Genomic DNA, 26,831 nt, shown 5'->3' with positions numbered 1-26,831 from the left:
GACTGATTGGCGATTGTTAGCGAAGGGTGATATGTCTGTCTGTCGACAGGGAGACGATTGTTATCGAGGATTCGTCAATGAAGGACAGCAAGCCGACAACATCTGATCAACCCCGCTATCTCGGGGAAACGATTGAGCCAGCGTCAGGCGAATGCTACGACTGGCATTCCCACGATTTTGGTCAACTCATCTCCGCGGCCTCGGGGTCTATGTATGTCGGAACCCCGGACCGGGTCCTGCTGCTCAGTCCGGCTATGGCGATCTGGATTCCCCCGGACAAAAAACATTGGATGCGCTATGGGGCAAACAACGTCATGCACTATGTCGATGTCAATCGCGAAGAAGCAGAGTGGCTTGGGCCAGATTGCCGGGTCGTGGCCATGACACCACTTCTGGATGCATTGTTTGTTGCGGCGATGCCAGAAGCTATAAGCGCACGAACAGTTAAGCACAACACAGCGCTGCAGACCTTGCTTCGACACGAGCTACTCGCAGCGAAGGACGTGTCGCTCTCACTTGTTTTGCCGAAAGATGCGCGGCTACTCGGCGTCGCGCGTGATGCCCTCAACGACCCAGGCAGCATTCGCTCAGTCGAAGCCTGGTTGTCGGATGTACCAGCGAGCAGAAAGACCATCGAACGACTGTTCATCGCCGAAACAGGCATGCCGCCTTCGAAATGGTTGCGCCATGCACGGGTCTTGCATGCCGTATCGCTGCTCGCGGCGGGTAAGAGCGTAACCTCGGTTGCCTTCGACATGGGATACGAATCTATGAGCGCGTTCAGCTACATGTTTCGACAAACTCTGGGCGTCAGTCCGAGAGAGGTTTTAAGGAACCGGTAGGTTGTACCAAAAGGGTCAGATGTTTTCTGCGGCCCATTCCGGCCATTGATCACGCCGTTCCACGCCGCAATGCGGTTTCACCGAACCTGCCATTCGCCGCACAAGCGAGATAAGGATTCGGTTTAAGGTCTGGAGGGCGGGACATTGCTGCCTTTGACTTTGATTTTCGGAACGTCCGCTTGCAAAATGGTACTTGTCGTACTAGCTCATTTTCATGTGCTGCACGATCGTAGGGCGATGGAGAATTTATGTCTACGATTGCGGCCCTCCGCTAAGGTCCACCTGATTGGACCAACTTGAACCAGAAGACTTTCGCGCGATATGCCGGAAGCCTTTTCTGCTGACATAAACTCAAGAGACAATCCGTTGAATATCTCAAAACACTAACAGCGTGTTTTGCACGTTCTGGCGCAAGGTGGAGCCATCCATTTTGAGCGTATGGCGAACGGCAAAGTGCGCGAAGTCTCATGCTTCTCCCGCGACGGCCAAGTATTGGCTGATTGCTCGCTGAACCGTTACCGTTCTAGCGCTTCTGTGACGACGCCGAACAGACGCCTGTGCCCGCGCACCAAAAGCACAGCAGCCCGCTGTTTGTTGCCTTTGCCAACCCCGTCAGCAAAGTTGACGTGTTTTCGTTAGAAGTTTGTTCGCAAGTCAGGTGGAGGGAGGAGTATGAGCGAACCCAGCATTGCATAGAGAAAGTGAGCACACGTCCCGAAGGAAGTGATCCTGTCGGAAAGACAGAAACAGCGCTTCAACGCAAGTTTACAGGCTCATCCTCCACATACCTGCGCAACGCGTCGATATCCGAGATCTCAGCATGGTTGCGATCGATCTTCACGCCAACCACTTTGAGTCTGGAGAACGCCCGGCTAAGGCTCTCGGGCTTCATCCCCAAACGGCCAGCAATGAGCATTTTGTCATAGGGCAGCGATACATCACAGCGACCCCCTTCGTCGTCGCAAAGGTTCAACAGAAATTCTGCAACCCGCTGTGCGCCTGTCTGCGCCTTAAGCTGCTCCAATTGCGCTACCAGCGAATGCAGATGGGTGAACGTCGACGCCAGAATCGAGATTCCGATTTCAGGGTCCTCTTTCATCAACGAGATCAGGATCGGGCTGGGGATGTGCATTACATCACAGGCCGACACGGCCTCGGCTGATACGGGGTACGGTACGTTGCGAAGGGCGACCGCCTCGCCAAAGCTGTCACCGCGTTTGAAAACGCTCACGACCGCCTCTGCACCGGTTGGCGTCATGCGAAAAAGCTTGACCCATCCCGCCAGCACGACGTGAACGGCCTTTGCAGTCTCTTCCTGCAAAAAGATAGTCTCGCCACGATCATACTGTCGCCAGATCGCGTGGCTCAGCAGTGTTTCAACATGCTGATCCGGCAAACTGCGCAGCAGAAGCGACTGACGCGCGATCGCCTTTTGGGCTTCATGAGGCACGTATACTCCCCCGTGTCTTTTCCGCAGCCGAAAAACCACGGCCCGTCCATCCTGTCTTTAAGCTATGTCAAACCCGGCGCGACCGCACAAAACTTTTGATGCCGGGTTAACTTGACAATAGTCATGTGGTGAAGCGCATGCCTGACCTATCCTCGTTCCAAAGCCAGTAATCCGGGGAGCCCGCAAGATGGACTACGAGCGATTTTTTACTCAGAGCCTTGATGACCTTCGAGATGAAGGAAACTATCGGGTGTTCATAGATCTACAACGCCGCTGTGGGTCTTTCCCGAATGCGCGACAGACAGATGGTGCGGTGCAAAGGGATGTGCGGATCTGGTGCTCGAACGATTATCTTGGCATGGGGCAGCACCCTGCGGTGATTTCGGCGATGCATGATGCGCTGGACCGGTGCGGCGCAGGCGCGGGGGGAACGCGGAACATCTCCGGCACTACCCATGATCATGTGTTGCTTGAGGCCGAACTTGCCGATCTGCACAGCAAAGAAGCCGCGCTTCTGTTTACCTCGGGCTATGTCTCCAACTGGGCGGCGCTTGGGACGCTGGCAGCGAAAATTCCCAGCCTGGTCGTGTTCTCGGACGCGCTCAACCATGCTTCGATGATCGAAGGCATCCGCCATTCCCGAGCGCAGAAAGTGATCTGGAAACACAACGATCTGAAAGATCTTGAGGCCAAGCTGGCCGTTGCCGATCCAGACGCACCAAAGATGATCGTATTCGAGTCGGTTTATTCGATGGATGGAGACATCGCGCCAATCAAAGAGATCTGCGATCTGGCCGACAAATACGGCGCGATGACCTACCTGGATGAGGTTCATGCCGTTGGGCTTTATGGTCCACGCGGCGGTGGTATCGCCGAGCGCGATGGCCTTATGGATCGTCTGACCGTTATCGAAGGCACGTTAGGTAAAGCATTTGGCGTGGTCGGTGGCTATATCGCCGCTTCGGCCGCTCTGTGCGATTTCGTACGCAGCTTTGCAAGCGGGTTCATCTTTACCACCGCCCTACCCCCATCGATCGCGGCCGGAGCTGCGGCCTCAATCCGGCACCTGAAGCAATCGAATGCTGAGCGTGATCTGCAAAAGGCGCGTGTGGCGCAGGTGCGCGCGCGGTTGGACGCCGAGGGCATTCCGCATCTTCCCAACTCCAGCCACATCATCCCGGTGATGGTTGGCGATCCGGTGAAGTGCAAGTTTGTCTCGGACACGCTGCTGGAGGAATTCGGCATCTATATCCAGCCGATCAACTACCCGACCGTTCCGAAAGGGACCGAACGTCTGCGGATCACTCCGTCTCCGGTACATACGGATGAGGATATCGACCACCTCGTCGGCGCGCTGTCGGCTCTCTGGCAACGATGCCAGATCGCGCGGATGCCAATGGCTGCTCAGTAATCAAAAGACCCCCTTTGCGTGAAACTTCGCCGTCTCTTCGGAGGCGGCTTTTTTAGATCAGATAGAGGGCAAATATTATGATCACAAAAATGGTTAGCACTGACATAAACCCTCGCAACCAAGCTGGACTTACCGCAAAGTCCAAATAGTGGGCGAGGATAATCCGGCATTTCACCAAGGCGAGGAACAGGATACCGGCACCAATAAGCTTGGGTGAGACGGTCAACACCGTCATCAGCGCTGATGCGACGCTAAGCGCAAGAAGGGCGAGCCAAGCTCGCGCGAGCGCGTTTGGACGCCTCCGGCGGGAGTATTTCGGAAAAGATGAAGTTGCTAGCATTGTCATCATCCCAGCAGGTGGATCACTGGGAAGAGCATGATCCAGACCAGATCGACCATGTGCCAGAACTGTGCGCCTGCTTCGATATTGCGCGTGTGGTCGCGCCACGCGGCAAACAGCAATATGCCAACCCCGACGAGGACATGCGCAGCGTGAAAGCCGGTCAGCAGGTAATAAAACATGAAAAACGGGTGGGCCTCAAACGTGATGCCCTGCACGGCCTTGTCGGCCTATTCCGCGCCTTTGATGATCAGAAACAAGATGCCAAGGCTCGCTGCACCGATCAGGGCCAGACGCGCGGCACGTCGCTGCGCTGCTTGTCGCCATCTCAGTGCCTGTGCTGCGAGATAGCCTGATGTGACCAGCACGGTGGTGTTCAGTGCCGCACCCGTGCGGTGCAGGTGGGATTGCGCTTCGGCAAACCCGACGGGATCGGTCAGGCGTACGCCCATGAAGGCGATCAGCCCTGCACCGAAGACCAGCAGTTCAGAGATGATCAGAACCCACATCAGCAACTCGCCCGGAAGCTCGTTGATGATGGAGGTGTCGCTCATGCCCCAACCAGTTGGCGGTAGATCTGCGGCAGCGCCATGGTCAGGCGGTGCGGGTCAGGGATGACGGCAAAACCGCCCTGCCCGAACATACGCGGGAACCAGCTTTTGCCTGTTTTGTCGATGGTGACGCCAAAGACCGATTGCCCGGCGCGGCGTGCCTCGCGGATCGCTTGACGTGTGTCTTCGATTCCGTGGCGGCCCTCGTAGTGGTCCAGATCGTTGGGTTTGCCGTCGGTGATCACCAGCAGCAAGCGGCGTTTACGGGTCTGAATGGCGAGTTCGGACGAGCAATGGCGGATCGCCGCGCCAAGCCGCGTGTAGTGGCCCGGGCGCAGCGACGCGATGCGCTGTTCGACCTTTGCACCCATCAGCTCATCGAACCGTTTGCAGCGTTGCACAAAGACCCGTTGTCGTTTGAGCGAGCTGAAGGCGTGGATTGCGAAATCGTCGCCGCAAGCGTTCAGGCCCCAGGCCAGCGCGGCCAGTGCCTCGCGTTCAATGTCGATCACGGCGCGACCGGTGACTGCGCTTTCGGTCGAGCGGCTAACATCCAGCAGGATCGAGACAGCCAGATCGCGCGCCTCGGGGCGGGATCGTTGCCAGATGCGTTCGGTGCCCTCGCCATTGGCACAACGATCGACCTGTGCTCGAACGGCGGCCTCGATATCCAGCTGGTCACCGTCCAGATGGCCGCGCGTCATCACGCGGCCCGGGCGCAACGCCTCGAACTGGCGTTTCACGGCACGGATGCGGCGGGCGGTGGCCGGGTCTTTGCCGAATTCAGCCGAGTCTTCGCGGATATCGGCATCCGACAGCAAGACGTTGACGTGATCCGGCAGGTACTGCCCCGTGCGCACGTCCCATTCGGGATAGAGAATGCGGCCTGAAAGGCGCTCGCGATTCACATCCTCTGGCGCTAGGTCCAGATGCAGTTTCAGCTTGGTTGGCGGGGCTTTGGAGATCTGGCCCAAGCCGATCTCTTCCTGATCATCAGCGGCCTTTTTGGCATTGTCGGGATCGTCATCGTCGATGCGCCGATTGATGTTCAGGAACTCGGCCCAGCTGAGGATCGCCTCGAACTTGTGCAGGATGAAACTGTCACTGCGCGAGGCCTGATCCGATTTTCTGCGGCGGGCGCGGTGGGTCTTCTCACCGGACTCTTCGGGCGGTCCGTCGGTATCGGGGTTTTCGACTTCGTTATGTTCGGAAAAACCAACAGCGCGCAGTTCGGGCCACAGGGGCACGAGACGAAAATGCTGATATCCGCGCGGGGCGGTCAGATCATCACTTAGCGCCAAGAACTTCTCGGCTCTTGATGACAGCGGCGCGGGGTCGCCAAGCATATGGCGAACCAGTTCTTCAAGCGCTACTTCAACAGGAGGCAGAACTGGGATATCGCGGTGATGCAGAACACCTTTGCAAAGCTCAGTATAAAGTGGCCGCAGGCCGGGAGCGTTTTCCAAGGTGGCCTCGACCATGCTCTGCGCCGCGATCAGCGCGTGCAGATCGGCACGCAATGGGTCGCGTTCGTCAATTCGAGTTCCGGCATGAGCAGCAGCAGCGGCCAGCCAGACAAAAAGCGCGCCATTGGCTTCGCGCGCAGGGAAAACCGCCAGCCGGTCCGGCAGGCGCAAAACTTCACCATCGAACGAGGCGCGCGGCATCAGCTCGACCTCAGTTGCCAGCTTGCGGCGCCAGCTTAGACGGTGATGTGAAACCTCGGGTGAGACCGGGCGCAATTCAACGCCCGGACTACCCCCAAGCCCTCGGAAGAGGACGGCCAGCCGCCCTGCGACCTCTGAGAGGTCGACCGCGGCTCCATCATGCACCTCAGGTGCATCAAGGCGGCTGGCAAGGGTGTGCCACAGTTTCCCGATCGTTTCTTCGGGTTCCCATGGCTCAAAATCGATCCTGACCATCGGCCGGCCTCACCCAAAGACAGCCGTGACAAGATCGAGGAGCCCGCGTTTGATGTCCTCGTCATCAGTCAGAGGTTCAATCATTGCGGCGAGGATGGCGCGGTCGGTGGACATGCCTTGCGCGATCAACGTCGCGGCATAGACAACCAGACGGGTGGAAACGCCTTCCTCAAGGTCCTGACCCTTGAGCCCGCGCAGCTTGTTCGCCAGACGGATCAGCGGCTTGCAGCGCTCCAGCGCCAGCCCGCTTTCCTGGGCAACGACTTCGGCCTCCATCTCAGGCGAGGGGAAGTCGAATTCCAGCGAGATGAACCGCTGCCGGGTCGAGGGTTTCAGGGTTTTCAGGATATTCTGATATCCGGGGTTGTAGGATGCAACCAACATGAAGCCGGGCGCCGCCTCAAGCTCCTCACCCGTACGGTCGATCGGCAGGATGCGCCGGTCGTCGGTCAGCGGGTGCAGCACGACGGTGACGTCTTTGCGCGCCTCGACCACCTCATCGAGATAGCAGATCGCGCCTTCGCGCACCGCGCGGGTCAGGGGACCGTCGACCCAGACGGTTTCTCCACCCTTCAACAGGTAGCGGCCAATCAGGTCGGCAGCGGCGAGGTCATCGTGGCAGGCCACGGTGTAAAGCGGGCGGCCAAGTTTGGCGGCCATATGGGCCACAAAGCGGGTCTTGCCGCAGCCCGTCGGGCCTTTCAGCAGAACCGGCAGGTCGTTGTTGTAGGCGGCGGTGAATACATCGCATTCATCACCTTGGGCGAGGTAGAAGGGGGCGTTTGCCGCCCCCTCGTTCAGTTTCATGGAGCCGTCCATCTTCATGACTCCGCTGCGACGTGGTCAGGATCGCTTTCCAGCCGGTCGCGTTCGATTGGGCCGGGTTCGACTACCTCTTTCCGGGGCACCCAGATCGAGTAGATGAACAGCAGCGCGCCAAGGACGACGACCACGCCGGAGCCGAGACGCATCCAGTAGAAGACTGCGATCTGGTCCTGGACGTCCATGAAGTAGTCTCCGACCACACGCTGCATGTGCGTCTGCACGGTCCCACCAAAGGTCAGCACAAAGGTCATGAAGACCATGCCGCTGCTCATCAGCCAGAACGAACCCATGTTCAGCACCTGATTGTACGGGTCACGGTTCTTCAGGATTGGCATCGCATAGCTGAAGATTGCCAGGTTGAGACAGACATAGGCACCGTAAAAGGCCAAGTGACCGTGCGCGGCAGTGATCTGCGTGCCGTGGGTATAGTAGTTCACCCCATGCAACGTGTGCAGGAAGCCCCAGACACCGGCACCGAAGAAGGCCAATGTGGCGCAGCCCAGCGACCACAGCAGCGCGGCCTTGTTGGGGTGGTCACGGCGGCCTTTCCAGACCATGACGAATGCAAAGGCCATCATGGCAAAGAACGGGATCACCTCGAGGCTTGAGAAGATCGAACCGATCCACTGCCAATATGCAGGCGTACCAATCCAATAGTAATGGTGACCTGTGCCAAGGATCCCCGAGAACAGCGCGGCGGCGACGATGACGTATAGCCATTTTTCGACGATTTCACGGTCCACACCTGTCAGCTTGAGCATCAGATAGGCCAGGATCGATGCCATGATCAGTTCCCATACACCTTCGACCCACAGGTGGACAACATACCACCAGTATTGCTTGTCCAAGGACAGGTTGCCCGGGTTGTAGAAGGCAAACAGGAACAGCAGCGCCAACCCCCAAAGACCCAACAACAAGATGTTGGTGATGGCGGTTTTCTTGCCTTTCAGAACGGTCATCGAGACGTTGTAGAGGAAGATCAGCGCGGCAACGACAATGCCCGCCTTGACCCATTTGGGTTGCTCAAGGAACTCGCGGCCTTCTTTGCCCAGAAGCCAGTTGCCTTCAAACAGGTTGAACACATAGGTCACAACCACACCCAATGTTCCGACCACAAGGATGATCAGTTGCAGATAGGCCAGCTTGGTCGAATGAATCTCGCGCTCCGCCTCTTCCGGGATCAGGAAATAGGCCGCGCCAAAGAAGCCGAGGATCAGCCAGACGATCAGAGAGTTGGTGTGCAGCATCCGCACGATATTGAACGGCAGAAGCTCGCTCAGGAAGTTGGGCGATACATAGATCAGACCGGCCAGCAGGCCGCCGATCACCTGTATCGCAAACAAGGCCATGGCTACCGCAAAGTAGGCATAGGCTATTTTTTGGGATTCGTATTTCATTGCTCCGTTCCCTTTCTCAGCCTGCCTCGTTGGGCGGCCAGCCCTGAGCGTCGATATTGTCGGTCCAGATCAAGAAGTTCGCCAGATCACGGATCTCCTCGTCGCTGAGGTTGAAATTGGGCATCTGCCGGCGACCGGGAATGCCGGTCGGTTGCGCTTCCATCCAGCCCTTGAGGGCCTCAAAAGCTGATTCCGGGTCGTCCAGCACGCCCCAGCGGGTCATCACATTTGCGACTTCAGGCGCAAAGTAAGCACCCTCGCCCATGATCGTGTGGCAGTTGATACAGGCGTGCTTTTCCCAGACATGCTTGCCCCGCACCACACTTTCATCGAGCTTCGCCGAGTTCTCGGAGTTCACGATATACAGGTGCGAATGTGCCGACAGGGCCAGAAAGATGAGGATAAAGAACAGTGACCCGCCATAGAATATGTTGCGCGCCATGCTCTTGGTCATGACTTCTCGCATTGCGCTCTCCTTTGCGCAGATTAGCTTGTGTGCTCAGCATGGCGGCTGGGGCGCTGTGGCTCCTTAACGAAAGTCAAGACTAGGGAAATGAAGTCAGATCAGCCCGATTTCGTAACTTTAGGGCCGGTCAACGCGGACCACATCGAAACCAGGTACAGAGCAAACGCGGCGACCCATAGGCCGTCTGACAACAGCATGGCAACCAGGTATCCGGCGTTCAACTCAGCCCCGATCCAGCGAGACAACGCAGCCGCAGCCATAAACCCATAGGCCACAACCATCGGCAAGGGCGCGACCAACGCGCGACCGCTATGTCCAAGCGCCGCGCGGCTCATGACTGCAAGCGTCATGCCACCAACGCAACCGATACCCAAAATGTGAAGAGCAGCAACCTCATTCCCGACGCCCAGAATGGCCAATCCCCAAAGGATCAGGCCCAGCGCCAGCATGACCAGGCCCAGGTGCAGTGCCAGCAAAATCGGTTGCCGAGCCGCCCAGATCGCGCGCCAGCGCGCCATGCGCAAGATCTGCACCACGCCCAATACTAGAGCCAATCCTCCCACCACCGATCCGGCACCCAAGCTCAAGGCACTGAGCGGCAAAAGCAAAGCCAAGACCATCCCGGCTTTGTCGAAAATCGGGGATGAGACCGGCCAAAGCGCCTCGGGCACCTCGGCGCGTTTCATGGCGTTTCGGGTAAAGGCCGGTGTAATTCGTCCGCCCAATATGGCGATCATCGCGCACAGAGTCAGAAGCCCTGCCCTCAGCCCGGTTTGACTTGTGCCATTGCTGACCCCCATCCAGCCCAGATGGGTCATCAGATTGGCAATCCAGATGAAGCTCAGCAAAGCCAGAAAGGCCATGTTCTGCAGCTTTGGGCGTTTGATCAACTGCGTCAGTATCTTGGCCGCCAGAACCGGGACAAAAGCCAGATCGAGCACGGCGACCATCGCCGGAGGAAGAGCGCCTGAAAACCACATCGCCAGCCGACCAGCCAGCCAAAGCCCGGCAACGATGGCAATGAACTTCGCACGGGCCTCGGGCGCACCGGTCCAGTTGGGAACGGCGGTCAGGAAGAAACCACCCAGCGCAGCCGTGGCATAGCCAAAGATCATCTCATGCGCGTGCCACATCGGCGGGGTCATGCCGTATTCCGGTGCCAGGTAGGGCACTGTCAGCCACAAGCCCCAGACCAGCCCGACAAACATGCCGTAGAGGCCCGCAGACAGAAAAAAAACACGAAACCCTTCGCCGAGAACGCGGGTGATGATTGCGGACATAGCTGCTCTCCTTGACGGTTTTGCAAGCCCTAGCATTCAGCCCGCACGCGTAACTTAACCAAAATCAAAACCGCAAAAACATGCATCCATAACCCAAATTTTCCTGAGGTTTTTTTGGCTCTTTTTTCCAATCCGCCAACAGATTTGCACCCGCAGCGTTGACTTTCGTCAAGGAGTATCCACGCGCGATGTCTCACCCTTGGACCTGCCTCACCAGCAAATGGAGAGTGATCATGTCACTTGGAATCAGCTACAACAAAACTGGCCGCGCCTTGCGCGTCGGTTTGGCGATGCTGCTGGGCAGCGTCGCTGCACCAGCCTTTGCCGACGAGCCAACCCTGAGCAAGGAAGCCTTTGAATCCTCAAAACAACTTTACTTTGAACGCTGCGCCGGTTGTCACGGCGTATTGCGCAAGGGCGCGACCGGCAAAAGCCTTGAGCCTTTGGTGGAAACAAGGAACGCCGACGGCACCGTGACCGAGACGGGCACTCTGAAACTGGGGCAGGAAAGGCTTGAGAAGATCATAGCCTGGGGCACCGAAGGCGGGATGAACAACTTCTCGGACGTGATGTCCGAGGACGAAATACGCGATATGGCGACCTACATCCAGATGGAGCCGCCCAAGCCGCCGGAAATGTCGCTTGAGCAGATGATGGCGACGCGCAAAGTCTATGTCGAACCTGAAGATTACCCGACCGAGCCGCTGCATGGCCGCAACTGGGAAAACTTCTTCGTGGTCATCGAACGTGATGTGGGCAAGGTGGCCGTGATCGACGGCGACACCAAAGAAGTGCTGGCGCATATTCCGACAGGTTATGCGGTGCACGTTCTGAAAGCCTCGGAACACCATAAACTGGATGAGCCGGAAAATCCCGGCCGCTTCTGGTACACTATGGGCCGCGACGGCAAAATGACCAAGATCGACCTGTGGCAGAACCCCGAGAATATGCTGGTTGCCGAGGTTACCATTGGCTATGACGCCCGCGATGTGGCCGTATCTGGTGACGGTAAATACGTCATTGGTGGCGCCTATTGGCCGCCTCATTTTGCCATCGTTGACGCCGAAACCATGGAGCCGAAAAAGGTTGTCTCGACCCGCGGCTACAACGTAGACGGGGATTATGTGGAAGAGGCGCGCGTAGCGGCCATCTACACCACCCCGAACGAGCCCACATGGATCGTGGCCGTCAAGGAACTCGGTCAGCTTTGGCAGGTGGACTACTCCGATCTAGACAACCTGCGGATCGACAAGATCGACAGCGCCAAGTTCCTGCATGACGGGTTCTTTGATCCATCGGGCCGGTACTTCCAGATCGCTGCAAACGCGTCGAACAAGATGGTCGTGGTTGATACCGAGACCCACAAACTGGAAGCACTGATCGACACCGCGCCACTGCCGCACCCTGGCCCGGGCGCCAACTGGGATGACCCGAATTGTGGTCCTGTTGCCGGAACAACCCACCTGGGCGAAGGCACGGTTACCGTCTGGGGCAACGACCCCGAAAGTCGCCCGGACGACGCCTGGAAGGTCTGCTACGAGGTTGAAACCGACGGACCCGGTCTGTTTATCCGGACACACCCGGAATCGGATTACATCTGGGCTGATCAGACCAAGCATCCTGAGCCTGAAATCCAGCAATCGGTGCAGGTCATCGACAAGGCCACCGGTGAGATCGTGAAAACGATCCAGATCACTGAAGAGGAAGGCAATGTCGCCGTTCACTTCGAGTTTAACCAGGACGGCTCCGAAGTTTGGGTTTCCAAGTGGAACCGCTCGACCTCGAAAGAGCCAAACGGTGAGATCGTGATCTTCGACGCCAAAACGCTGGAAGAGATCGGCCGCGTGAAGGGCCTGTTTGCCCCGACCGGTAAGTTCAACGTCTACAACCGGTCGAACCACGTCACCTGACGGGTTTGGCACTCAGCATCACAAAGGGCGGGCCCCTCGCCCGCCCTTTCTTCGTTTGATCCATCCGACAAACTCACCGGCCACATAAGGCCAGACTAGACAGCCAAAACGGAGCCCGGATATGACCTCGGAACCGGAAAAGAAAAAACCAATCTGGCGCCGGTATTTCCTGTGGGGAATGCCCGTGGCCGGTCTTGCTGCAGCCTTTGCTGCCGGCATCATCTTCTGGGGCGGGTTCAACACCGCCATGGAAGCGACCAACACCAAGGAATTCTGCGTCTCGTGCCACGAAATGCGAGATTTCGTTTACGAGGAATACACCGGCACAATCCACGACGTGAATCGTTCGGGTGTGGGTGCGGTCTGTTCTGACTGCCACGTGCCCAAGGACTGGACGCATAAGATCATCCGCAAGATCAAAGCCTCAAAAGAGTTGTATGGCAAGGTTGTCGGCACCATCAATACCCGCGAGAAATTCGAGGCCAAGCGCGTGCATCTGGCCATGAACGAATGGGAGCGGATGAAATCCACCGACTCGCGCGAATGCCGCAACTGCCACGATTTTGAATCGATGATGCCTGAGTTCCAGAAACCCCGCGCCCGACAGCAGCACCTGAACGCGATGACGGTCGGTCAGACTTGTATCGACTGCCACAAGGGAATTGCGCACTCGGACGCCCGTGATCGGGCCGATGAAGAGTATCTGGAAGAACTGGAGGCCCCGACCCCTGCGTTCATTCGCGAGATTCCGGCCGAATATCTGGCAAGCCTCGAACGCATCGAAGCCAAGGAAGCTGCCGATGCCGAAGCTGAGAAAGCCGCGCGTGTGGCTCAGCTAGAAGCGGTGCAAGCTCAAATCGCAGCAGCAGTTGATGCCGCTGTCGCGGAAGAACGCGCCAACGCTTCTGGCCAGGAAACCACAGCCGCCGCAGGTGGCGGCAGCGATGTCGGTACGAATATCGATTGGGCGGTGGTCCCAAGCGCGGATATGAAACTGTTCTATCCCGGTCAGGCTTCGTTTGAGTGGGTCCAGAACGGCAGATCCCACGGCGGCGCGCGCCCGCTGACCAAGGGCGGTGACAAGTGCACAACCTGCCACGCAGCCGAGCTGGATGCGATCGGCAACAAGATCGTGGCCGGTGGCGATCTGGAACCCACGCCGATCCCCGGCAAGCGCGGTGTAATCGACGCGACGGTGCAGGCGGCTCATGATGATCAGAACCTGTACATCCGTCTGCAATGGCCGGATACGGGTCACAACCCTGCCCCGTTTGTGGATGGCGGCAAGATGGACCCGGACAACAAGATCAAGGTGGCCATGATGATCACTGGCACCGGGATTGAGCTGGGCGATCAGGTCGGCTGCTGGGCCTCATGCCACGCAGACAACTCCTACATGCCCTTCGATCCGGGTACCGAGGCGATTGCCGCAAACGGGGATGTTTCGGGCCGTCTGTTCACGCAGGACACAGTGACCAAATACATCAGCGAAAGCCGCACCGAGGTCGAGATCAAAGGCCGTCGCGGCAAGGCGCTGGGTGGCTGGGACAAACTGCAGGCGGCTGATCAGATCGAGCAGTATCTGGCCGACGGCACCTATCTGGACCTGATGCGCGTTTATGCAGACGGCAGTGCCACGAACGGCTATCTGCTTGAACAGCGCGTGGTCAATGACGGCGAAATCGCCGCCTCGGCCAGCCTCGACGCGGGCGTGTGGATCGTGGTCTTCACCCGCCCGCTGAACTCGGGCGCGCCCGGCGATGTGCCGCTGGAGGCCGGTCAGACCTACACGGTCGGCTTTGCCATCCACGATGATTTTGCCGCCGCACGGTTCCACCATGTGACGCTGGATACCAGCCTGGCACTGGACGATGACAGCGCCTTCATCAACGTGGTCAAACAATAAAGGACAGGGGCCGGGCGATCCGGCCCGTTCCACTTAGAAGAGGAGATTTGGACGATGAAACCCCAACACCTTCTTCCCGCTTTGCTGCTTATTGCCGCGCCCGCTTGGGCGGATGTAACTGCCGAGCTATGTGCTGAGGCCGAAGAGCGCTATGTGGAGCTGTTCGGTCAGCCCTTATCCGCCGTTGAGGATGCCGAGGTGGTGCTGATGTACAAATACACCTTCTGTCCAGTCGAGTTGACGGTGAAACCGGGCACAACAGTGCGCTGGGTCAACGTCGACAAACGAACCAGCCATTCGGTTCTTCTGAAAGATGGCAGCGAACCCGAAAGCGATCGCCTGTTTCCCGAGGAATCGGTTGATCTGACCTTCCTCACCCCCGGTCCGCAGGACTATCTGTGCGGACCCCATTGGGAGACGCAGAACATGATCGGCATGATCACCGTCGAACCCTGAGCTGAGGCAACCATACAGGCATGAGAGAGAGGAGCGCGGGGCCAAATCCTGCGCTCCTTAACTTTAGTCAAGGAGGTTCCATTTCGATTGCGGCAGGCTTGGCCCATGACACGCCCGGCTCACCCAGCAAAGTCCCAAAACCGCGCAGGAATTCCGGGCTCCGAAGACATTCGAACCAAGCGAGTTTGTACATGAGCGGTAAGGTTTTTCTGATTGGCGCAGGCCCTGGCGACCCCGAACTGATGACCCTGCGCGCGCTACGGATGCTGCAAGAGGCGGACGTGGTGGTCTATGATCGTCTGGTCTCGGCTGATATCCTTGCCATGCACGCCAAGGGCGCACGGCTGATCCCCGTTGGCAAGACCCCGAAATGCCATACCGTGCCGCAAGATCGCATCAACGACATCCTTGTTGAAGAAGCCCGCGCCGGACACACCATTGCGCGGCTCAAGGGTGGCGACCCGATGATTTTCGGGCGCGGCTCAGAGGAGGCCGCGCATCTGATGGCAAACGGCATCCCTGTCGACTACGCGCCAGGCATCACTGCAGCCCAAGGCGCATCCTGTTCCACCGGCGTGCCGCTGACCCATCGCGGGCTGGCGACATCGGTGCAATATGTCACCGGGCACCGGCAGGCTGACAAGGTACTGGATCTGGATTGGAAACGTCTGGCCGACCCGGACTCGACGCTGGTCGTCTATATGGGCGTCGCCAATATCGGCCAGATCGCCATGGGGCTGATGACCGAGAACCTGCCAGGCGCGACCCCGGTTCTGGCAGTTGGCAAAGCCACCACCCTGGATGAGCACCGTCTGGTGTCACGGTTGGACCGGCTGGCAGCAGATGTGCGCGAAACCGGTTTGGACGCCCCCACGTTGTTTATCATTGGCAAGGTGGTATCACTCTACGCCGAGCGACCTGTGGCCGAGTTGCTGGAGCAAGCTCATGGCTAAGCTTGGTTCCCGGAGATCAATACAGCAATCAGCTACCGCAGGACGCAAGGGATGGACTGCGCGCGCCGTTCTCACGTCGGCCATACTTGTGGCCACAACAGCCTTCGCCGCCGACACGCTTGACCCCAACGCACTGAAGCGTCTGATCCATCAGGATTGCGGCTCATGCCATGGGCTATCGCTCAAAGGCGGCCTTGGTCCTGATCTGCGCCCCAAAACGCTGGAACATTACGACGCCGAGGTTCTGACCGGCGTTATTCTCGATGGCATTCCCGACACCGCAATGCCCCCATGGCGGCCCCTGATCAGCGAAGAAGAGGCTGAATGGATCGCCCGTTATCTGCTGGCACAGGAGGCACAATGAAACAGCTTATCCTCACACTTGCCGCTACGCTGCTGATGACCAGCGCGCAGGCCGAACCCACCTCGACCGGCGACCTCGGCCTTGTGATCGAACGGGCCAAAGGCTCGGTCCTGTTGGTCGATCAATCCGAGCGCGCCGCACTGGCCCGGATCGCAGGGCTGGGTGATTTGTCTCATGCGTCGCTGGTTTATTCGCCTGACCAACGCTTCGCCTATGTCTTCGGACGTGACGGCGGACTGACCAAGGTTGATATCGTCACTCGCAAGATCGCGAACCGCGTTGTGCAAGCTGGAAATGCAATCGGCGGGGCCATCTCGGATGACGGCAAACTGGTCGCCGTGTCGAACTATGAACCCGGCGGCGTACGGGTCTTTGATGCGGACACGCTGGAAATGGTAGCCGACATCCCAACTGACGGCAAAACCATCGGTCTGGTTGACGCACCGGGCCGCCGGTTTGTCTTTACCATGTGGGACACGGGCGAGACCTGGATCGCCGATTTCGCCAGAGGCGACCCCGCGATCACCAAAATCCCTGACATGGGCAAGAATCCTTATGACGCGCTGATCACCGCAAATGGCCGCACCTATATCACGGGTCTGTTCGGCGAGGACGGCCTGACCGCACTGGACCTTTGGGCCGAGACGCCCGAACCGATCCGCGTGCTGCCCAACTATGGGCGCGGGCAAGAAGAGATGCCGGTCTACAAAATGCCCCACCTCGAAGGCTGGGCGCTAACGGGTCGGGAGTTTGTCCTGCCCGCCGTCGGCCATCATGAGGTGCTTTGGATCGATGCCGATACTCTGGCTGAAACCGGACGCACCAAGACGCACGGGCAGCCGGTCTTTGCAATGGCGCGACCCGATGGACGGCAAGTCTGGGTAAACTTTGCCCACCCGCTGAACGACACGATCCAGGTGATCGACAGCGTTAACAAAGAGATCATCCGTGAATTCAAACCCGGCCCTGCGGTGCTGCATATGGAGTTCACGCCGCGCGGACATGAGGTGTGGCTAAGTGTGCGCGATGCAAACAAAGTGATGGTCTACGACACGCACAGCTTTAAAAAGCTGCGGGAAATCGAGGCCGACAGCCCTTCTGGCATCTTCTTCACTGCGCGTGCGCACAAAACAGGGCTGTGATCGATGGAGCATATCACCGACCCGATTGATCGCCGCCTGCTGGACGACTTTCAGCGCGATTTTCCTTTAACCGAGCGTCCGTTTCAGGTTCTTGCAAATGCGCTCGGGCTGGACGAAGCTGAAGTAGTGGACCGCCTGACCCGAATGCGCGCCACCGGGCGGATTACGCGGGTGGGCGCTACGATCGCGCCAGGCGCTGTATCCGCCAGCACTCTGGCCGCTGTCGCCGCCCCTGATGAACGTCTGGAAGAGGTCGCGGCCCTGATCGACGCGGAACCCGGCGTGAACCACAATTATCAGCGCGAGGACGACTGGAATCTGTGGTTCGTCGCCACCGGCCCGGACCGCGCGCATGTGAACGACACACTGGCCCGTATCTCACACCGCTCTGGTCTGCGCGTACTGGACCTGCGGCTTGTACGCCCCTTCAACGTCGATCTGGGGTTCCGCATGTCGGGGAAAACCAGAAACGTCCCCGGCCCGCGTCGGGTGGATCGGGATGCCATGCAGGATGGCGACCGCTCGTTGTTGCAGGCGCTTAGCTCGGGTCTACCGCTTGTCGTCGACCCTTATGCTGCGCTGGCCCGGTCATTGGATCGCGATGCAGATCACGTGATGACTCGCATCGCAGCCTTGCATTCTGCTGCTATCATCTCACGCTTGGGGGTGATTGTGCGGCACCGCGCGCTGGGGTGGTCGGCAAATGCTATGGTCGTCTGGGATTTGCCTGTCGAACAAATTAGCGCTGCTGGCAAAGCTCTGGCCGCCTATCCGGGTGTGACGCTGTGCTACGAGCGCAACCCGGTCGAGGGGGTTTGGCCGTACCGCCTGTATTCGATGATCCACGCCCGTTCGCGCAAAGAAGCTCGACATACTCTGGCCGGTGCCGCCGCCCTACCGGAACTGTTTGGAGCCAAGCACAAGGTATTGTTCTCGACCCACTGCTTCAAACAGACCGGCGCGCTGATCCAACCAAAGGAGGCAGCCGCATGACGCTGGACAAAACCGACCGCGCAATCCTAAACCGGTTGCAGGACGACTTGCCACTGACCTCTCATCCCTATGCCGCGATTGCCGAGGAAATTGGTATCCCGGAAAATGAGCTGCTGAGCCGTCTTTCACGTATGAAGGATGAGCGCATCATCACCCGGTTCGGCCCTTTCTTCGACGCCGCTGCGATGGGTGGCGCGTTCTGTCTGTGTGCGATGGTCGTCTCGCCCGAGGATTTCGAAACCGTCCTGACCAAAGTCAATGCGCACCCCGAGGTTGCCCATAATTATGAACGCACGCACCGGCTGAACATGTGGTTAGTGCTGGCCACCGAAACGCCCGAGGGGATCGAGGCCACGGCCGATGCAATCGAACGGGAAACGGGGACACGGGTTCTCCGTTTCCCCAAACTACAGGAATTCTTCGTCGGCTTCCGGGTGGCGGCATGATCGACGCGAAAGACAGAGAGATTATCGAGGCGCTGCAAGGCGGCCTGCCTCTGGTGTCTGCACCCTATGCACAAGTCGCGGCAGATCTTGGCATCGACGAGGACGCCTTGCTGTTCCGTCTGGCCGACATGAAATCGCGCGGCGTCATCCGCCGCATCGCCGCCGCTCCGAACCACTACAAACTGGGCATGACATCGAATGGTATGACCGTCTGGGATGTTGACGACGATTGCGTCGCTGAACTGGGCGCACATGTCGGCGCGCTGCCTTTTGTCACCCATTGCTATGAACGCCCGCGCGCCCTGCCTGACTGGCCCTATAACCTGTTCGCCATGGTCCACGGCAAAGACCGTGATGAGGTCGAAGAAAAGCGCGCGCAGATCGCCGCCATTCTGGGCGATGCCTGCCGGGCCAAAGATATCCTCTATTCCACGCGCATCCTGAAGAAAACCGGGCTGCGCCTGAAACAGAAAGGCTGAGACGATGTTCCGCCTGACCGAATACATGCACCAACTGGTCACCCCGACCCCGGTACGCAAGCGCCGCCCCGGGCCGGTGAAACCGGTGGTGATCTGGAACCTGACGCGGCGCTGTAATCTGAAATGCCGCCATTGCTATACCGTCTCGGCGGATGTGGCGTTCCCCGGTGAGCTCAGCCATGAGCAATCCATGGTAACCCTTGAGGATCTGGGCCAATTTCGCGTCCCGGCTCTGATCCTCTCGGGTGGGGAACCGCTGGATCGGTTCGATTTTTTCGACATCGCCAAACGCGCCCGCGATCTGGTGCCGATGCTGGCGCTGTCGACCAATGGCACGCGGATTTACGACGAAACCGCTGACATGATCGCCAATGTGGGGTTCAACTATGTCGGCATTTCGCTGGACGGGATCGGAGCTACCAATGATTGGTTCCGCGGGGTCGAAGGCGCCTTTGCCGACGCCCTGCGTGGCGTGCGGGAATGCAAGAAGCGCGGCATCAAAGTGGGCCTACGTTTCTGTCTGACCGAAGGCACCCAGCACAATTTGCCCGATTTGCTGCAGCTGTGTGACGATGAAGGTGTCGACAAGTTTTACCTGTCGCATCTGGTCTATGCCGGACGCGGCGACAAGAACCGGTGCGAGGATGCCGCGCATCTGCGCACCCTTAAAGGACTGGATTTGTTGCTGGAACGCGCGTGGGAGGCTGCTTCGGGTGGTCGTCCGCTTGACATCGTGACCGGCAATAACGACGCCGATGCGGGGTATTTCCTGAACTGGGTTCGGGCTCATTTCGACGACTCCAAAGCCGCACATGTACGCGACCATCTGGCGGCGTGGGGCGGGAACTCCAGCGGGTTGGGCGTGGCTAATATCGACAATCTGGGCCGCGTACACCCCGACACTTATTGGTCCGACTACACCATAGGAAATGTGAAAACCCGTTCCTTTTCAGAGCTTTGGACCGGAGATGATCCGATGCTCGCCATGCTGCGCACCCGTCCGCGCCCGCTGAAAGGGCGCTGCGGAGCTTGCCAGTTGAAGGATGTGTGCGGCGGCAATACCCGCATTCGGGCCTTGCAAGTGACTGGCGATCCATGGGCCGAGGACCCGGCCTGCTATCTGTCAAATCAAGAAATCGGCGTCGAGGATGCGGGCGAGCGCCTGCAGGTCACGCCATTCCGGGGGAAACGTCATGATCCGGCGCATCAGTTCTTTTGACACCGTAAGTGCAAAGCTTTCAACCGCTACGCTCGTGACGCGGGCGGGAGCCTCCGGCGGGAGTATTTTTGAAAAGATGAAGATCGGGGCCTTGTGCTCGATCCTGAGCCTGAGTGCCGCCTGGGCCGATGCGCCGTCGGATTATGCCGAACACTGTGCCTCGTGCCACGGTGAAAACCGCTTGGGTGGCGTTGGTCCGGCTCTGATCCCCGAGACGTTGAAACGGATGCGTGGACCGCGCGTGGCCGCCGTAATAGCAGAGGGACGCGCGGCCACGCAGATGCCTGCGTTTTCGCATGAATTGGATGCGTTACAGATTGAGGAACTGGCAGGGTGGTTGAAGTCGCCGCTTGAAACCGACCCTGAATGGGGCGAGGCCGATATCATGGCCAGCCGTATTCTGGACGAGGGCTATGTGCCGGTGGACGCGCCCGTCTGGGATAGTGACCCGATGAACATCACACTGGCGGTTGAGACGGGCGATCATCATGTCAGCGTGCTGGACGGCGACACATTCGAAGTTTTGGACCGGTTCGAGACACCCTTTGCAGTCCACGGCGGGCCGAAGTTCAGCCCGGATGGTCGCTATGTCTTCATCATGTCTCGCGATGGCTGGGTGCAGAAATACGACATCTGGGCATTGAGACAGGTGGGCCGCGTGCGCGCGGGTTTGAACAGCCGCAACATCGCCATGTCGGGTGACGGTAATTGGGTGGCAGTAGCGAACTATTTGCCGAACGCGCTGACCCTGCTGTCGACCGACGATTTGTCGGTGGCGAAAGTCATTGAAGTCAAAAGCAAAAAAGGTGTTCCCAGTCGCGTTTCAGCGGTCTATCAGGCCCCGCCGCGGGAAAGCTTTGTGCTGGCCCTAAAAGACGTGCCCGAGATTTGGGAGGTGTTTTATGGGGCGAACCCGCCGCAATTCGGGCTGGGGCATGATTTCCGCATCGAAGGTCAGTTCAAGAACCCCGATCCCTTCCCGGTACGTAAGATCACCACACCCGACTATCTGGACGATTTCTTCTTTGACCAGAGCTATGAGTACGTCATGGGCGCCTCGCGTGATGGTAAGGGCGGGCAAGTAATCGATCTGGTGATCGGGCATAAAGTGGCCGATCTGGACCTGCCTGGGATGCCGCATTTGGGCTCGGGGATTACTTGGAAATATGGCGATACGACCGTGATGGCCACGCCGCATCTGACTGATGGCACGGTCTCGGTGATCGACATGGAGACATGGGAAACCGTTAAGCGGATCAAGACCGAAGGTCCGGGGTTCTTCATGCGCAGCCATGAGAACTCGCCCTATGTCTGGGCCGATGTGTTCTTCGGTCCCAATAAGGACGCGATGCATGTCATCGACAAGCAAAGCCTTGAAATCATTAGGACTATGCGCCCTGCACCCGGCAAAACCGTTGCCCATGTCGAGTTCACCAAGGATGGAAGTCATGCGCTGGTGTCGATCTGGGAGGATGACGGGGCGGTGATTGTCTTTGACGCGCAAACTCTGGAAGAGGTCCGCCGCCTGCCGATGCGCAAACCGTCTGGGAAGTACAATGTCTGGAACAAAATCTCCTTCTCGGAAGGCACCAGCCACTGAGGGCAAATGGCCAGTCTGGAAGCTGGCCATATTGCTCTATCCAGCCACGATGCTGACCGTGGCGATCAATCTGTTCCTGCTCGGTCTGATCCTGCACAGTGCAGGGTATAGAGCCATTGAGCCAGTGCCTGCGATCCTGTGGTCGATCCCCTTGGGCATACCAGCCTCGTGGCTGGCGGGCCGATGGGTGCGCGGGTTGATGGACGAGGCAGATGATTGATTTCAAATAGAAAACCAGAAATTCACTGCACCTAACTTAAGTCAAGTATCTGCAAAACCGAATCTTCTAGAACTCAGGCATAGCTTCCCGAGTCGGAGTCTCCATGCCTGCCCTGGTCCCTTTGCACAATCTCCCTGCCCGTGCGATCCGCACGGCGGCCGGGTTGGCAGGCATGCTCCTTCTTTTGTTGCAGACCATTGCACCGGTGCTGGCGAGTCCCGGTGAAAGTGTCTGGGTAGAGATCTGCTCGGAAAGTGGCGCGGTTTGGGTCGAGGTTGATCTGGATGAGGACACCGATGACCCGACCGCGTATTGCCCGAAATGCGCGGATTGCGCGCTGTGTGCGGTGACCAGCGCGGCACCTGTGCCCGAGCTTGCGCAGGTCGCAGAAATCGGACTCTTCTGTGTTGTACAGGTTCAGAACAGCAAATCTTCCGTGTTGTACAAGTCGGATCAGCTGTGGCCCGAGACCCGAGGGCCCCCATTACTGACCCAAGGAACAACTGAACGCGCCCCGCGCGCGTCCATGGCGTCTACCTTAAGTATCGGAGGTGCGCCGTGGTCGTAAGTCGCGCAATCCATTTCCTTCTGGCCCTTGTCCTGTCTTGCCTGATGGCAATCAGTGCCCAAGCGGACAGCTTGGCCAGCTTCTTGCCCGAGATTGAACCCGCCGATCTGGCCCCGGGAGCCGATGCCTTCGGGCCGGTCCGCGATGACGTTCCGGTTGCGCCCGTCCTGAAGGGCGGCGAGACCGTTGCCTGGGCTTTCCTGACTTCTGACTTCGTGGGTACCACCGGGTATTCCGGCAAACCGATCCATGTGGTTGCAGGCATCGATCAGGATGCGGTGCTGACCGGGGTGCAACTGGTCAAACACTCGGAACCCATCGTTCTAATCGGCATCCCCAACTCGCGGATGGTTGATCTGACCGAAGGCTATGCCGGTCTGGACCTGAAGGTTGAGGCAGAAACCGGCGGTGAGGGGCATGACCTCGACATTATCTCGGGCGCCACCGTCACGATCATGGTGATCGATGACAGCCTTGTGCGCGGCGGCATCAAAGTGGCCCGAGCGCTGGGATTGGGGGGCCTGTCCCCCCTGCAAGTCGATGGGCCGAAGCGCGAAGTCGATATGGCACAGGATGCCGTTTATGACTGGACGACGCTGTCGGGCGACGGATCGGTGCGGCGGCTGACGTTGGATGTCGGCCAGGCCAATGCGGCGTTTGAGGCCACTGGCGACCAGCGCGCCATCAAACGGCCCGAGCCGGGCGAACCCGATGACACGTTTATCGACATGCATATGGCGCTGGTCTCGGTGCCCTCAATTGGCAAATCACTGCTGGGTGAGGCCGAATATCAGAACCTGATCGACTGGCTGGACGAAGGGGAACAGGCCATTCTGGTGCTGGGGCGCGGGGCCTATAGCTTTAAGGGTTCGGGCTATGTGCGCGGTGGTATCTTTGACCGTATTCAGCTGATCCAGGGTGACAGCTCGGTGCGGTTCTTTGACCGTCAGCAGCGCCGATTGGGCGAGGTCGCAGCACCGGACGCGCCAAGTTTCACTGAACTGGATATCTTCAAAATCCCTGCCGATGCCGAGTTCGATCCTGCCGAGCCGTTCCGCCTGCAACTACTGGTGCAACGCGCCGTGGGTGCGGTTGAGAAAACCTTTCTGACCTTCGATCTGGGATACAAGCTGCCCGAACACTATCTGCTGCCAGTCGCAGCGCCTACGGTCGTTGATGACGCAACAGACGAGGCCGCAGCCAAGGCTGCCTTATGGCAGCGTATCTGGAAGGACCGCGTTGTTGAGATCGCGGTTCTGGGTGCGATGCTGCTGGTGCTGACGGCCACCTTCTTTTTCCAATTCCATGCCACGATGAATGCGCGGGTGTTCTACTGGTTCCGCATCGGGTTCCTGACCATGACCCTGTTCTTCATCGGCTGGTACGCCAATGCGCAGCTGAGCGTGGTGAACCTGATGGCGCTGGCGGGCAGCTTACGCACAGGCTTCTCGTGGGATGCCTTCCTGCTGGATCCGCTGGTGTTCATCCAGTGGTTTGCCGTGGCCGCCGCGCTGCTGTTCTGGGGGCGCGGGGCCTATTGCGGCTGGCTGTGCCCGTTTGGTGCGCTGCAGGAACTGACCAACAAGATCGCGCGCGCGCTGAAAGTGCCACAATGGACCCTTCCCTGGGGCCTGAACGAACGCCTCTGGCCCGCAAAATACATGATCTTCCTCGTGCTGTTCGGGATCAGCTTTGTCTCGATCCCGCTGGCCGAGAAATATGCCGAGGTCGAGCCGTTCAAAACCGCGATCATCCTGAAATTCATGCGCGACTGGCCGTTTGTGGTCTTTGCGCTGGCTTTGCTGGTGATCGGGCTGTTCATCGAACGGTTCTATTGCCGTTATCTCTGTCCGCTGGGCGGAGCGCTGGCGATCCCTGCCCGTATTCGCATGTTCGACTGGCTGCGCCGCTACAAGGATTGCGGCACCCCCTGTCAGACCTGCGCCAACGAATGCCCCGTTCAGGCGATCCACCCGACCGGTGAGATCAATCCGAACGAGTGCGTCACCTGCCTGCATTGTCAGGTGCTCTACCAGTCCGAGGACAAATGTCCCGTCGTTATCCGCCAGTTGAAACGGCGGGCCAAGACAGGGTCGGTCCAGATGAAGACCCCACTCGGACAGCCACCGGCGAACCATCCGAACGCCAAACCGCAAACCGTTTCCTAAAAGGAGAGACGATCATGTCGGAACACGATAAGAAACTGAACATTACACGCCGCGGGATGCTGGGGGCAACCGCCACCGGCGCGGTGATTGCCGGGACCGGTCTGGGTTCGACCCTGATGACCGCGCGCCAAGCAAGTGCCGCAGCCAATGCGCATCTGGAGCCGGGCGAGCTGGACGAATACTATGGCTTCTGGTCTTCAGGCCAAACCGGCGAGCTGCGCATTTTGGGCGTGCCCTCGATGCGCGAGCTGATGCGGGTGCCGGTGTTCAACCGCTGCTCGGCCACTGGCTGGGGCCAGACCAACGAGTCGCTGAAGATCCTGACCGAAGGTCTGCTGCCCGAAACCAAAGAGTTCCTGGCGGCAAACGGCAAGGTTACCTATGACAATGGCGACCTGCACCACCCGCATATGTCGTTCACCGATGGCACCTATGACGGCCGCTATCTGTTCATGAACGACAAGGCCAACACCCGCGTGGCCCGCGTGCGCTGTGACGTGATGAAATGCGACAAGATCATCGAAATCCCGAACGCGCATGACATCCACGGTCTGCGTCCGCAGAAATACCCGCGCACCGGCTATGTCTTCGCCAATGGCGAGCACGAAGCACCGCTGGTGAATGACGGCCAGATCCTCGACGATCCGTCGCAATACGTGAACATCTTTACCGCCATTGATGGTGATACGATGGAGATCGCATGGCAGGTGATGGTGTCGGGCAACCTCGACAACACCGACTGCGACTATCAGGGCAAATATGCGTTCTCGACCTCGTACAACTCGGAAATGGGGATGAACCTTGCCGAGATGACCGAGAATGAGTTGGACCATGTGGTCGTGTTCAACCTGAAAGGCATCGAAGACGCGATTGCTGCGGGCAACTATCAGGAGCTGAACGGCGTCAAAGTTGTGGATGGCCGCAAAGAGGCCGGTGGCAACCTGACCCGTTACATTCCGATCCCGAACTCGCCGCATGGTGTGAACGCCGCACCCGACAAGAAACACATCATGATCAACGGCAAGCTGTCGCCGACCGTGTCGGTGATCGATGTTGAGAAGGTCGACGCGCTGTTTGCCGACAACGCTGATCCGCGCTCGGCCATCGTTGCCGAACCGCAGCTGGGTCTTGGCCCGCTTCACACCGCGTTTGACGGAAAGGGCAATGCCTTCACCACGCTGTTCTTGGACAGCCAGGTTGTGAAATGGGACATCGCCAAAGCCATCGAAGCCTATGGCGGTGCGGACGTTGATCCGATCCTTGACAAGGTGGACGTGCAGTATCAACCGGGCCACAACTCGACCTCGATGGGTGAGACTGCTGAGGCTGACGGCAAGTGGCTGATTTCGATGAACAAGTTCTCGAAAGACCGCTTCTTGAACGTGGGTCCGCTGAAGCCTGAGAATGAGCAGTTGATCGACATCTCGGGCGACAAGATGAAGGTGGTCCATGACGGGCCGACCTTTGCGGAACCGCATGACTCGATCCTTGTGCACCGGTCCAAGGTGAACCCGGTCAACGTCTGGGATCGCAACGACCCGATGTGGGAAGATGCGCGCAAACAGGCCGAAGCCGATGGCGTCGATCTGGACTATGGCGCGGATGAGCCGATCCGGGATGGCAACAAGGTGCGTGTCTATATGACATCCGTGGCACCTGTGTTCAGCATGGAGAAATTCACCGTCAAACAGGGTGACGAGGTGACCATCTATGTCACCAACCTGGATGATGTGGATGACGTGACCCACGGGCTGTGCCTGTCAAACTTTGGCATCGCGATGGAGATCGGGCCGCAGGCCACCGCCTCGGTCACGTTCATTGCCGATCGTCCGGGCGTGCATTGGTACTATTGCCAGTGGTTCTGCCACGCGCTGCACATGGAAATGCGCGGCCGGATGTTCGTTGAGCCGCGGAGCGCGTAAC

At 58.7% G+C, this 26,831-nt stretch carries 25 protein-coding genes and 1 pseudogene; 18 read left to right on the top strand and 8 right to left on the bottom strand.

The genetic code is table 11. The features are described from left to right. Nucleotides 1–77 precede the first annotated feature (77 nt). Both ACR0NN_RS23645 and ACR0NN_RS23640 read left to right on the top strand, forming a co-directional pair. Nucleotides 78–842, top strand: coding sequence for an AraC family transcriptional regulator (locus tag ACR0NN_RS23645; protein ID WP_170723814.1), 765 nt, complete (start codon nt 78–80; stop codon nt 840–842). Between the two features lie 396 nt (nt 843–1,238). Continuing rightward, nucleotides 1,239–1,481: a YjhX family toxin gene (locus ACR0NN_RS23640; RefSeq protein ID WP_480685667.1), complete on the top strand. Its 243-nt coding sequence runs from the start codon at nt 1,239–1,241 to the stop codon at nt 1,479–1,481. A gap of 115 nt (nt 1,482–1,596) precedes the next feature. Here the strand turns inward: ACR0NN_RS23640 and ACR0NN_RS23635 are convergent, their stop codons facing one another. Beyond that, nucleotides 1,597–2,292 carry a Crp/Fnr family transcriptional regulator gene (locus tag ACR0NN_RS23635; protein ID WP_170723813.1) on the bottom strand — a complete coding sequence of 232 codons (696 nt, stop codon included), beginning with the start codon at nt 2,290–2,292 and terminating at the stop codon, nt 1,597–1,599. Between the two features lie 187 nt (nt 2,293–2,479). On the opposite strand from ACR0NN_RS23635, the gene hemA reads away from it, so the two are divergent. Next, complete coding sequence (gene hemA, locus ACR0NN_RS23630) at nt 2,480–3,703, top strand: 5-aminolevulinate synthase (protein WP_170723812.1); 1,224 nt, start codon at nt 2,480–2,482, stop codon at nt 3,701–3,703. 52 nt (nt 3,704–3,755) lie between these two features. Here the strand turns inward: hemA and ACR0NN_RS23625 are convergent, their stop codons facing one another. The 7 genes and pseudogenes from ACR0NN_RS23625 to ACR0NN_RS23595 all read right to left on the bottom strand — a co-directional run bounded on the left by ACR0NN_RS23625 (nt 3,756) and on the right by ACR0NN_RS23595 (nt 10,484). After that, nucleotides 3,756–3,938 (bottom strand): nitric oxide reductase F protein, encoded by a 183-nt coding sequence (locus ACR0NN_RS23625; protein ID WP_170723811.1) that lies wholly within the window; start codon nt 3,936–3,938, stop codon nt 3,756–3,758. A 110-nt stretch (nt 3,939–4,048) separates the two neighbouring features. Continuing rightward, a pseudogene (locus tag ACR0NN_RS23620) lies at nt 4,049–4,597 on the bottom strand (cytochrome c oxidase subunit 3). Next, the gene (locus ACR0NN_RS23615) at nt 4,594–6,516 is read right to left on the bottom strand and encodes a VWA domain-containing protein (protein WP_170723810.1); all 1,923 of its coding nucleotides are present in this window, start codon (nt 6,514–6,516) and stop codon (nt 4,594–4,596) included. Before ACR0NN_RS23615 ends, ACR0NN_RS23620 begins: the two are co-directional and overlap by 4 nt. A gap of 9 nt (nt 6,517–6,525) precedes the next feature. After that, nucleotides 6,526–7,335 (bottom strand): CbbQ/NirQ/NorQ/GpvN family protein, encoded by an 810-nt coding sequence (locus ACR0NN_RS23610; protein ID WP_170587458.1) that lies wholly within the window; start codon nt 7,333–7,335, stop codon nt 6,526–6,528. A 2-nt stretch (nt 7,336–7,337) separates the two neighbouring features. Further along, nucleotides 7,338–8,738 (bottom strand): cbb3-type cytochrome c oxidase subunit I, encoded by a 1,401-nt coding sequence (locus tag ACR0NN_RS23605; protein WP_170723809.1) that lies wholly within the window; start codon nt 8,736–8,738, stop codon nt 7,338–7,340. Between the two features lie 16 nt (nt 8,739–8,754). After that, nucleotides 8,755–9,204 carry a c-type cytochrome gene (locus tag ACR0NN_RS23600; RefSeq protein ID WP_170686808.1) on the bottom strand — a complete coding sequence of 150 codons (450 nt, stop codon included), beginning with the start codon at nt 9,202–9,204 and terminating at the stop codon, nt 8,755–8,757. 98 nt (nt 9,205–9,302) lie between these two features. Then, nucleotides 9,303–10,484 carry an NnrS family protein gene (locus ACR0NN_RS23595; RefSeq protein WP_170723808.1) on the bottom strand — a complete coding sequence of 394 codons (1,182 nt, stop codon included), beginning with the start codon at nt 10,482–10,484 and terminating at the stop codon, nt 9,303–9,305. Between the two features lie 233 nt (nt 10,485–10,717). Between ACR0NN_RS23595 and ACR0NN_RS23590 the strand changes: the two genes are divergently transcribed. From ACR0NN_RS23590 to nosZ, 15 genes are all read left to right on the top strand, one after another. Then, on the top strand, nt 10,718–12,394 hold the full coding sequence (locus ACR0NN_RS23590) for a cytochrome D1 domain-containing protein (protein ID WP_170723807.1): 1,677 nt from the start codon (nt 10,718–10,720) through the stop codon (nt 12,392–12,394). Between the two features lie 121 nt (nt 12,395–12,515). Further along, a complete protein-coding gene (locus tag ACR0NN_RS23585; protein ID WP_170723806.1) occupies nt 12,516–14,300 on the top strand; it encodes a NapC/NirT family cytochrome c in 1,785 nt (594 codons plus the stop codon). A 54-nt stretch (nt 14,301–14,354) separates the two neighbouring features. Continuing rightward, on the top strand, nt 14,355–14,756 hold the full coding sequence (locus tag ACR0NN_RS23580) for a plastocyanin/azurin family copper-binding protein (RefSeq protein ID WP_170723805.1): 402 nt from the start codon (nt 14,355–14,357) through the stop codon (nt 14,754–14,756). Between the two features lie 191 nt (nt 14,757–14,947). Beyond that, the gene (gene cobA / locus ACR0NN_RS23575) at nt 14,948–15,709 is read left to right on the top strand and encodes a uroporphyrinogen-III C-methyltransferase (RefSeq protein ID WP_170723804.1); all 762 of its coding nucleotides are present in this window, start codon (nt 14,948–14,950) and stop codon (nt 15,707–15,709) included. Beyond that, entirely contained in the window at nt 15,702–16,073 is a 372-nt protein-coding gene (locus tag ACR0NN_RS23570; RefSeq protein WP_170723803.1) for a c-type cytochrome, read from the top strand. The genes cobA and ACR0NN_RS23570 overlap by 8 nt, the downstream gene beginning before the upstream one ends. Further along, nucleotides 16,070–17,215, top strand: coding sequence for a cytochrome D1 domain-containing protein (locus tag ACR0NN_RS23565; RefSeq protein WP_170723802.1), 1,146 nt, complete (start codon nt 16,070–16,072; stop codon nt 17,213–17,215). Before ACR0NN_RS23570 ends, ACR0NN_RS23565 begins: the two co-directional genes overlap by 4 nt. A gap of 3 nt (nt 17,216–17,218) precedes the next feature. After that, on the top strand, nt 17,219–18,208 hold the full coding sequence (gene ahbB / locus ACR0NN_RS23560) for a siroheme decarboxylase subunit beta (protein ID WP_170723801.1): 990 nt from the start codon (nt 17,219–17,221) through the stop codon (nt 18,206–18,208). Continuing rightward, entirely contained in the window at nt 18,205–18,654 is a 450-nt protein-coding gene (locus ACR0NN_RS23555) for an Lrp/AsnC family transcriptional regulator (protein WP_170723800.1), read from the top strand. Before ahbB (ACR0NN_RS23560) ends, ACR0NN_RS23555 begins: the two co-directional genes overlap by 4 nt. After that, complete coding sequence (gene ahbB / locus ACR0NN_RS23550; RefSeq protein ID WP_170723799.1) at nt 18,651–19,133, top strand: siroheme decarboxylase subunit beta; 483 nt, start codon at nt 18,651–18,653, stop codon at nt 19,131–19,133. Before ACR0NN_RS23555 ends, ahbB (ACR0NN_RS23550) begins: the two co-directional genes overlap by 4 nt. 4 nt (nt 19,134–19,137) lie before the next feature. Continuing rightward, complete coding sequence (gene nirJ / locus ACR0NN_RS23545) at nt 19,138–20,352, top strand: heme d1 biosynthesis radical SAM protein NirJ (RefSeq protein ID WP_170723798.1); 1,215 nt, start codon at nt 19,138–19,140, stop codon at nt 20,350–20,352. After that, nucleotides 20,327–21,952: a cytochrome D1 domain-containing protein gene (locus ACR0NN_RS23540; protein ID WP_480685662.1), complete on the top strand. Its 1,626-nt coding sequence runs from the start codon at nt 20,327–20,329 to the stop codon at nt 21,950–21,952. The genes nirJ and ACR0NN_RS23540 overlap by 26 nt, the downstream gene beginning before the upstream one ends. Then, a complete protein-coding gene (locus tag ACR0NN_RS23535; protein ID WP_170723797.1) occupies nt 21,909–22,172 on the top strand; it encodes a hypothetical protein in 264 nt (87 codons plus the stop codon). Before ACR0NN_RS23540 ends, ACR0NN_RS23535 begins: the two co-directional genes overlap by 44 nt. Nucleotides 22,173–22,275: 103 nt before the next feature. Next, nucleotides 22,276–22,740 carry a DUF2946 family protein gene (locus tag ACR0NN_RS23530; protein ID WP_170723796.1) on the top strand — a complete coding sequence of 155 codons (465 nt, stop codon included), beginning with the start codon at nt 22,276–22,278 and terminating at the stop codon, nt 22,738–22,740. 44 nt (nt 22,741–22,784) lie between these two features. Then, nucleotides 22,785–24,908 (top strand): 4Fe-4S binding protein, encoded by a 2,124-nt coding sequence (locus tag ACR0NN_RS23525; RefSeq protein ID WP_480685678.1) that lies wholly within the window; start codon nt 22,785–22,787, stop codon nt 24,906–24,908. Between the two features lie 14 nt (nt 24,909–24,922). Further along, nucleotides 24,923–26,830 carry a TAT-dependent nitrous-oxide reductase gene (gene nosZ, locus ACR0NN_RS23520; RefSeq protein ID WP_170723794.1) on the top strand — a complete coding sequence of 636 codons (1,908 nt, stop codon included), beginning with the start codon at nt 24,923–24,925 and terminating at the stop codon, nt 26,828–26,830. The last annotated feature ends 1 nt before the right edge of the window (nt 26,831 follow it).

It is taken from the genome of Ruegeria sp. BA2, assembly GCF_056539605.1.
This window is presented reverse-complemented; position numbering and strand designations above follow the sequence as displayed.